A 7456-nucleotide genomic window follows, 5' to 3' on the forward strand; every position below is an offset into this window, starting at 1 on the left:
CCCTGCGCGACGTGACCGGTGGAACCGGCAGAGAAGATCCGTGGGCCCCGCGACTCCTGCTCCATCAACCGCCGCATCAGGTCGGTCAGCTCGTCCAACCGGCGCTGGGTTTCCTCAAGCTCCGACTGCAGGGCGAGAATCCGGCGGATCCCGGTGAGGTTGATGCCGTCGGCCTGCGACAGCGACTGTATCAGCCGCAGTCGCTGGATGTCGCGAGGCGAATAGCGGCGACCGCCGCCCTTGGTACGGCTGGCCACCACCAGTCCGAGCCGGTCGTACTGCCGCAGGGTTTGTGGATGCATCTCGGCGAGCGAAGCCGCCACCGAAATGCTGAAGATCGGGACGTCCGGGTCCATGACCTCGGGCAGCATGCCGGCACTCATCGGTTGCTCGCGAGCAGATCAGCGCGCGGATTCGACTGACGCGCAGCATCGGTGAACGTGCGTAGCGCCTGCCGGGCCTCGTCGGTCAGCGTCTGGGGCACCTGCACCTCGATCGAGACGAGCAGATCGCCCTTCTCGCCGTTGCCCTTGGCGACGCCACGGCCGCGCACCCGGAAGGTGCGTCCGTTCGGGGTCCCCGCAGGCACCCGCAGCTTGACGCTGCCGCCGCCCAGCGTCGGCACCTCGATCTCGGCTCCAAGAGCTGCCTCGGTGAAAGTGACCGGCACGGTGACGGTGATGTTGTCGCCATTGCGCCCGAAGATCGGGTGCGGACGCACATGCACGATCACGTAGAGGTCGCCGCGGGAACCGCCGTTCTCGCCGCCTGCACCCTTGCCTTTGATGCGGATCTTCTGACCGTCCGCGACACCGGCCGGCACCCTGATCTGCATCGTGTGACGGCTGGCCGCGCGTCCGCTGCCGTGGCATACCTCGCAGGGGTCGTCCACGATCAGGCCTCGGCCATGACATTCGGCGCACGGCTCGGCCATCTGGAACAGCCCGCCCGCGCTTGACGGCTCGACGCCGGAGCCCTGACAGGTCGGGCAGACCCTGGGTGAGGTGCCTGCCTTCGCGCCGGTACCGTGACAGGCCTGGCAGGCCTCCTCACTGGTCATCTGGACCCCGACCGTGGCCCCCTCGACGGCCTGATTGAAGCCGATGGTGACTTCGCCCTCGATGTCGGCGCCGCGGCGTGGCGAACGAGTCTGGGCGCGCCGACCAGACGATGCAGCACCGGACTGGCCGAAGAGGTTGCCGAACAGATCACCCAGTCCCTGATCGCTCATGTTCGTGCGGAAGACGCTCTCGCCGCCCGCGCCCTGGGCACCGGGCCCCGGACGCTGGAAGCGGAAGCCGCCCGACCCGAACAAGCTGCGCTGTTCGTCGTACTCGGCGCGCTTGCCCGGATCACTCAGCACATCGTTGGCCTCGGAGGCCTCCTTGAAGCGCTGCTCGGCCTTCTTGTCGCCAGGATGCTGGTCAGGATGGTTCTCGCGGGCGATCTTGCGGAACGCCTTCTTGATCTGTTCAGGCTTGGCATCTTTGGGAACACCGAGGATCTTGTAGTAATCCTTCTCCATCCAGTCCTTCTGGCTCATCGCCCTACCTCCCTTCCAGTCTTCTCGATTACTCGGCCGGCACCGAGACGATCACGCGAGCCGGGCGCACCACCAGATCGTTGATCCGGTAGCCCTGCTGCATGACGTCACGGACGACCATCTCGGTGGCCTCAGGATCGGGCATCTGCATCAATGCCTCGTGCAACCTCGGGTCGAACTCGTCGCCGGGGATACCGAACGGCTCGAAGCCGTACGACTTGGCAACCTTCGTCAGCTCGTCCGCGGTCAGCTTGAAACCACCGGTCAGTTCATCGTGCTCGGCTGCTGCCGAGATCGAGTCGAAGACCGGCAGCAAATCGCGCAGGACCACCTCGACGCCGCCTTGCCGGGCCAGCGCACGGTCACGATCAACGCGCTTCTTATAGTTCACGTACTCGGCATGGACGCGTTGCAGGTCCTCGGTGCGCTCGGCTACCAAGGCCTTGAGCTGATCGACCTGTTCATCCCGGCCGGGCTCGGCGCCACCGGTGGCCCCGGCGTCCGCCGGAGCCACCCGACCGGCGTCATCCGAGATCAGGTCGGCCGCGCCGAGCACCTCACCGGCTGGCTCGTCGGGCATGGCCTCCTGGTCTACGGGTTCACTCATAGATGATCAGTCCTTCTTCTCGTCATCGACGATCTCGGCATCCACCACGTCGTCGTCGCCTGCGCCGGCGTCCTGCTCGGACTCGGCACCGGCCGAAGCCTGAGCGGCCTGCTCAGCCTGCGCGGCCTGGTAGACAGCTTGCCCCATCGCCGCCGACTTCTTGTTGAGATCGTCCATGGCGGAACGAACCTCATCATCGTTGTCCGTGCCCTTCAGGGCCTCCTTCAGCGTGGCCAGGGCCTCGGTGACCGGGGTCTTGACGTTGTCGGGGATCTTGTCGCCGTTCTCTTCAAGTAGTTTCTCGGTGCGGAAGGTCAGCCCATCGGCCTCATTGCGCAGGTCGACGCTCTCGCGACGCTTGCGGTCGGCCTCTTCGTTGGCCTCGGCATCCTTGACCATCTGATCGATCTCGTCCTTGCCCAGGGCGGAGCCACCGGTGACAGTCATCGACTGCTCCTTGCCGGTCGCCATGTCCTTCGCATAGACGTGCACGATGCCGTTGGCGTCGATATCGAAGGTGACCTCGATCTGCGGCAGTCCACGCGGGGCAGGCATCAGTCCGGTCAACTCGAAGTTGCCCAGCGACTTGTTGTCGCGGGCGAACTGGCGCTCGCCTTGGTAGACCTGGATCATCACCGAGGGCTGGTTGTCCTCGGCGGTGGTGAAGATCTCCGAGCGCTTGGTCGGGATCGTGGTGTTGCGCTCGATGATCTTGGTCATCACGCCACCCTTGGTCTCGATGCCGAGGCTCAGCGGGGTGACGTCGAGCAGCAGCACATCCTTGACCTCGCCCTTCAGCACACCGGCCTGCAGGGATGCGCCGAGCGCGACTACCTCGTCCGGGTTGACCGACTTGTTGGGCTCCTTGCCGCCGGCCAGTTCGCGGACGAGATCCTGCACGGCGGGCATCCGGGTCGAGCCGCCGACCAGGATGATCTGGTCGATCTTGGAGACCGGGATCTTCGAGTCCGACACGACCGCGTTGAACGGCGCCTTGCAGCGATCCAGCAGATCCTGAGTCATGCGCTGGAACTCGGCGCGGGTCAGCTTCTCCTCAAGGTGCAGCGGACCTTCGGCGCCCGCCGTGATGTAAGGCAGGTTGATCTCGGTGCTCTGTACCTGGCTCAACTCGATCTTGGCCCGCTCAGCGGCTTCCTTCAGGCGCTGCCCGGCCATCTTGTCCTTGGACAAATCGATGCCGGTCTTGTTCTTGAACTGGGTGACCAGCCAGTCGATGACGCGCTGATCCCAGTCGTCGCCACCCAGCCGCGGGTCGCCCTTGGTCGCCTTGACCTCGAAGACGCCTTCGCTGATATCGAGCAGCGACACGTCGAAGGTGCCGCCACCGAGGTCGAAGACCAGCACGGTCTGCTCCTGGTCGGCCTTGTCAAGGCCGTACGCCAGCGCAGCGGCGGTGGGCTCGTTGATGATCCGGTCGACGGTCAGGCCGGCGATCTCCCCTGCTTCCTTGGTCGCCTGACGCTCGGCATCGCCGAAGTAGGCGGGAACGGTGATGACCGCATTGGTGATGGTCTCGCCGAGGTAGGCCTCGGCATCCCTCTTCAGCTTCTGCAGCACGAAACCGCTGATTTGCTGGGGCCGATAATCCTTGCCGTCGATCTGAGTGGACCAACTGGTGCCCATATGACGCTTCACGGAGCGGATCGTCCGGTCGGGGTTGGTCACGGCCTGCCGCTTGGCGACCTCCCCGACGAGAACTTCACCTCCCTTGGTGAACGCCACCACCGACGGCGTGGTGCGCGAGCCTTCGGCGTTGGGGATAACGGTGGGTTCGCCACCTTCCAGCACCGCGACAACCGAGTTCGTGGTGCCGAGGTCGATGCCAACTGCACGAGCCATGTTGTATTTCCTCCTGTTGCGTCCCGGATGGGACACTGCCTGTTCCTTCAGCTAAGTTCTGTTCGCGACGCATGTTCGGTCCAGCCGCGCCACGACCATGAGTCTAACGCACTCAACTTCGAACTTGAGTCCACCTGGCTCAACTATGCCAGCCCTGGGGTTATTCCAGGGTCGGCTCATCTTCTCTGCTGGCCCGCCGATGAACGGACGAATCCCGTCCCGGAGACGTCGAAACTCCGGGACGGGATGAGGGCCTGACGCGCGCGCCCGTCGATAAGGACCCTCCAGCCGACGATCAGCGCGCGGTCAGCGCGGGATCGATGCCCTCGATACGGCCGGCCTCGATGTCGTTGGCCTTCGGGAACATCTTGGTGACTCCGAACAGGATGCCGGCGAGGATCGACGCCAGACCGAGCGTGATCAGGCCTGCCGCATCGCCCCACTGCGTCTCGGCCCAGGTGCGCAGGTTCGGTGCCACGAAGCCGCCGAGATTGCCGATCGAATTCACCAGGCCGATTCCGGTCGCCGCAGCGACGCCGGTCAGGTACTCGGTGGGCAGCGACCAGAAGATGGCCTGCATGCCGACGAAACCGATCGCCGCGAAGCAGAGCCCGGAGATCGCCAGTACAGCATGGTCGGCGAAGATGCCGGAAATACCAAGCCCGATACCGGCAACGATCAACAGCACGGTGCCGATCAGATGCTGTTTTCGGGTACGGTCGGCCAGGCCCGGGAAATAGAGCACCGAGATCAGGCCGAAGACCCACGGGATGGCGGTAACCACCGACGAGGCGAAGCCGAGCTTCTGGCCAGTGATGGCGGCAACCTGCGTAGGCAGGAAGAAGGTCATGCCGTAGACGGCGATCTGGATGCAGAAGTAGATCGCGCAGAAGTACCAGACCCGCCAGTCGATCAGAGCGGCGGAGATCTTGTGCGGCGCCTCGCCTTGGGCCTTGCTGGCGGACTCCGCCTCGATGGTGTCGTGCAGCGCTTGGCGCTCCTCGTCGCTCATCCAGCCGTGGGCCTGCAGGGGCCTGTCGGTCAGGTAGAAATACGACCAGACGCCGACGGCGGTGGCGACCAGACCTTCGACGAGGAACATCCACTGGATGCCGCGCCAGCCGAAGACACCGTCCATCTGAAGCAGGCCGCCGGAGATCGGGTTGCCGATGATGCCTGCTAGCGCGAGCCCCATATAGAACATGCCGCGAGCACGGTTGAGATGTCGGGCAGGCACCCAGTAGGTCAAATACAAAATCACGCCGGGGAAGAAGCCTGCTTCGGCGACGCCGAGCAGGAACCGCAGCACATAGAAGCTGATGGGGCCGGAGACGAAGAAGAATGCGGCGGCCACCAGGCCCCACGAGATCATGATCCTGGCCATCCACCATTTGGCGCCCACCTTGTGCAACATGATGTTGCTCGGGACCTCGAAGACGGCATAGCCGACGAAGAAGAGTCCCGCACCGAAGGCATAGGAAGCAGCGGAAATGCCGAAGTCAACCTCGAATTCCGTTTTGGCGAAGCCGACATTGCTGCGGTCCAGAAACGCGATAACGTACATCAGCAGCAGGAAGGGAATGAGATGCTTGAAGACCTTCTTCGTCGCGCTCTCAGACAGTTCATAGCGCTGGCTGGGATCGTACGGGATCGGATCAGCGGACATCGTTGTCTCGATTCAAATGTGTGGTTCAGTTTGGGTAGAAATCGTTGGTCAACCTCGGCCAACTTGATACATCATATATCTTTCAGTGACTGAAGGGAAACTGTCGGCGATGGACCCCGGCGAGACCGATGCGATGGCTCCGACTGCCACCGGTAGAGACCCGAGCGGGCTGGCAGAGCGGATCCTCGGCATTCCCGCCCCGTTGCGCGGCCTCGATCTGCTGCCGCCCGACCAGCCGGCCAGGCCCTATCCGCAGTTCCACAGCCGGCGATTCAACGTCTTCGTCCGGCTGCTCGCGTTCGGGACGATCCTGATCGTCGGAGGTATCGCGGTAGCCTTCGCGACCCTGATGGTGACGAGCTCGCTCGGTGAGCCCGCCGCTGAAAGCCTGCTCGGCGCCTTCGATTGGCTGCGCCCCGTCGCTGCGGTCGGTGTCGCGATCGCCTATTGGCTGGTCGGACGATTGGTCGAGCAGCGACATCCGATCTTTGAGCTGGCCGGCTCGCGGGCAGTGCGCGGCCTGGGCACCGGACTTGGGCTCGGCGTGACACTGATGGCCACCTGCGCCTGCCTGCTCGCGATGCTGGGCGTCTTCCGCATCGAGGGCTTCAATCCCGGTTACTCACCCTGGATGGCCGTGCTGGGGGTCGGCTTCTCGGCGGCCGTCACCGAGGAGATCCTGTTTCGAGGCATCCTTTTCCGGCTGGTCGAGGCCGGCCTGGGCAGCTGGGTCGCGATCGCGGTCAGCGCCGTGGTCTTCGGAGCGTCGCACTTGGGCAACCCGGAGGCGACCGTCTTGGGCGCCGTCGGGATCGCATTGGAGGCGGGCGTGCTCTTCGCCGCACTCTATGCGTTCACCCGCAGCCTGTGGGTGGTGATAGGGCTGCACTTCGCCTGGAACGTCGTACAAGGTCCGGTATTGGGCATCGTCGTCTCGGGCAGCTCCACGACGGGAGCCGGCTTCGTCCGCTCGTCCTTGGTCGGCCCAGGGTGGCTCAGCGGCGGTCAGTTCGGCATCGAAGCATCCGCGATCACCATCGTGGTGCTGACGGCGTTGGGGGTATGGGTGCTGAGCGAGCTTGTCAGGCGAGGCTTGATCGTCCGGCCGTGCTGGGTGCGGCGGCGGTTGCTGGCCAGCAGCCGCCCACTGGACGAAGCCTGAGGGTGCCGAACACACGACTTCGGCCCGCGATCTCGCCGGCACCCGCGTTATCGACGATCATCCTTCATCCGGGACGGTCGACCGGGGCCCGGATGCCTGCGCCTGGCGCTCATGCCGGACGCGCATCCGCAGGTTCGCGAGATGCAGCGTCATCGCCGCCTGGGCAGCGTCGGCGTTGCGATTGGCCAGCGCCTCAATGATCGTCCGATGCTCGATGAGCGTCTGCTCGCGGTCGGTCACCACGTTCTGGTCGAAGGAGCGGTAGCGCTGCACGTGACTGCCCATGGCCTCCAGAGCGGCCGCAAGATAGTGATTGCCGGCGGCCTGGGCGATGTTCTCGTGGAAGTCGTGGTCGGCGTTCAGAAACGCCCTGAAGCCCTCGAAGGTGTCGTCTGCGCTTAGCGCCTCCTGGCGATCCCAGGTCGCCTGCAGCTTCTCGAGGAACTCGTCATCCACGTGCACCGCCGCTAGCCAGGCCGTCTTTGGCTCGAGGGTGAGGCGTGCCTCGAAGAGGTCGTCCAGTTGACTGGCATCAGGACGTGGGGAGACCCGGAAGCCCTTGTTGTTTTCGCGAGAGACCAGCCCACTGGCGCTGGCCCGCACCAGCGCTTCGCGCAC

General features: G+C 64.7%; 7 protein-coding genes. 1 reads left to right on the forward strand and 6 read right to left on the reverse strand.

What is annotated here, in order from left to right; translation table 11 throughout:
- The 5 genes from AAFP05_RS09030 to AAFP05_RS09050 form a co-directional block, all read right to left on the reverse strand.
- On the reverse strand, positions 1-383 hold a 383-nt coding region (locus tag AAFP05_RS09030; protein WP_341729529.1), incomplete at its 3' end, for a helix-turn-helix transcriptional regulator.
- On the reverse strand, positions 380-1543 hold the full coding sequence (dnaJ, locus tag AAFP05_RS09035; protein ID WP_341729530.1) for a molecular chaperone DnaJ: 1164 nt from the start codon (positions 1541-1543) through the stop codon (positions 380-382). The genes dnaJ and AAFP05_RS09030, both read right to left, overlap by 4 nt.
- 28 nt (positions 1544-1571) lie before the next feature.
- The gene (gene grpE / locus AAFP05_RS09040; protein WP_341729531.1) at positions 1572-2150 is read right to left on the reverse strand and encodes a nucleotide exchange factor GrpE; all 579 of its coding nucleotides are present in this window, start codon (positions 2148-2150) and stop codon (positions 1572-1574) included.
- A 6-nt stretch (positions 2151-2156) separates the two neighbouring features.
- Positions 2157-4010, reverse strand: a complete 1854-nt coding sequence (gene dnaK / locus AAFP05_RS09045; protein WP_341729532.1) for a molecular chaperone DnaK — start codon at positions 4008-4010, stop codon at positions 2157-2159.
- A gap of 295 nt (positions 4011-4305) precedes the next feature.
- The gene (locus AAFP05_RS09050) at positions 4306-5676 is read right to left on the reverse strand and encodes an MFS transporter (RefSeq protein WP_341729533.1); all 1371 of its coding nucleotides are present in this window, start codon (positions 5674-5676) and stop codon (positions 4306-4308) included.
- An 85-nt stretch (positions 5677-5761) separates the two neighbouring features.
- On the opposite strand from AAFP05_RS09050, the gene AAFP05_RS09055 reads away from it, so the two are divergent.
- Positions 5762-6838, forward strand: coding sequence for a CPBP family intramembrane glutamic endopeptidase (locus AAFP05_RS09055; protein ID WP_341729534.1), 1077 nt, complete (start codon positions 5762-5764; stop codon positions 6836-6838).
- A gap of 57 nt (positions 6839-6895) precedes the next feature.
- On the opposite strand, the gene AAFP05_RS09060 is transcribed toward AAFP05_RS09055, so the two are convergent.
- A partial coding sequence (locus tag AAFP05_RS09060) for an FCD domain-containing protein (protein ID WP_341729535.1) occupies positions 6896-7456 on the reverse strand: 561 nt, incomplete at its 5' end.

This window comes from Brooklawnia sp., from assembly GCF_032229645.1.
Taxonomy (GTDB): domain Bacteria; phylum Actinomycetota; class Actinomycetes; order Propionibacteriales; family Propionibacteriaceae; genus Brooklawnia.

Excerpts from the sequence above, each read along its gene's own strand:
- dnaJ (WP_341729530.1), bottom strand. The coding sequence starts at position 1,543 with ATGAGCCAGAAGGACTGGATGGAGAAGGATTACTACAAGATCCTCGGT.
- grpE (WP_341729531.1), bottom strand. The coding sequence starts at position 2,150 with ATGAGTGAACCCGTAGACCAGGAGGCCATGCCCGACGAGCCAGCCGGT.
- dnaK (WP_341729532.1), bottom strand. The coding sequence starts at position 4,010 with ATGGCTCGTGCAGTTGGCATCGACCTCGGCACCACGAACTCGGTTGTC.
- AAFP05_RS09050 (WP_341729533.1), bottom strand. The coding sequence starts at position 5,676 with ATGTCCGCTGATCCGATCCCGTACGATCCCAGCCAGCGCTATGAACTG.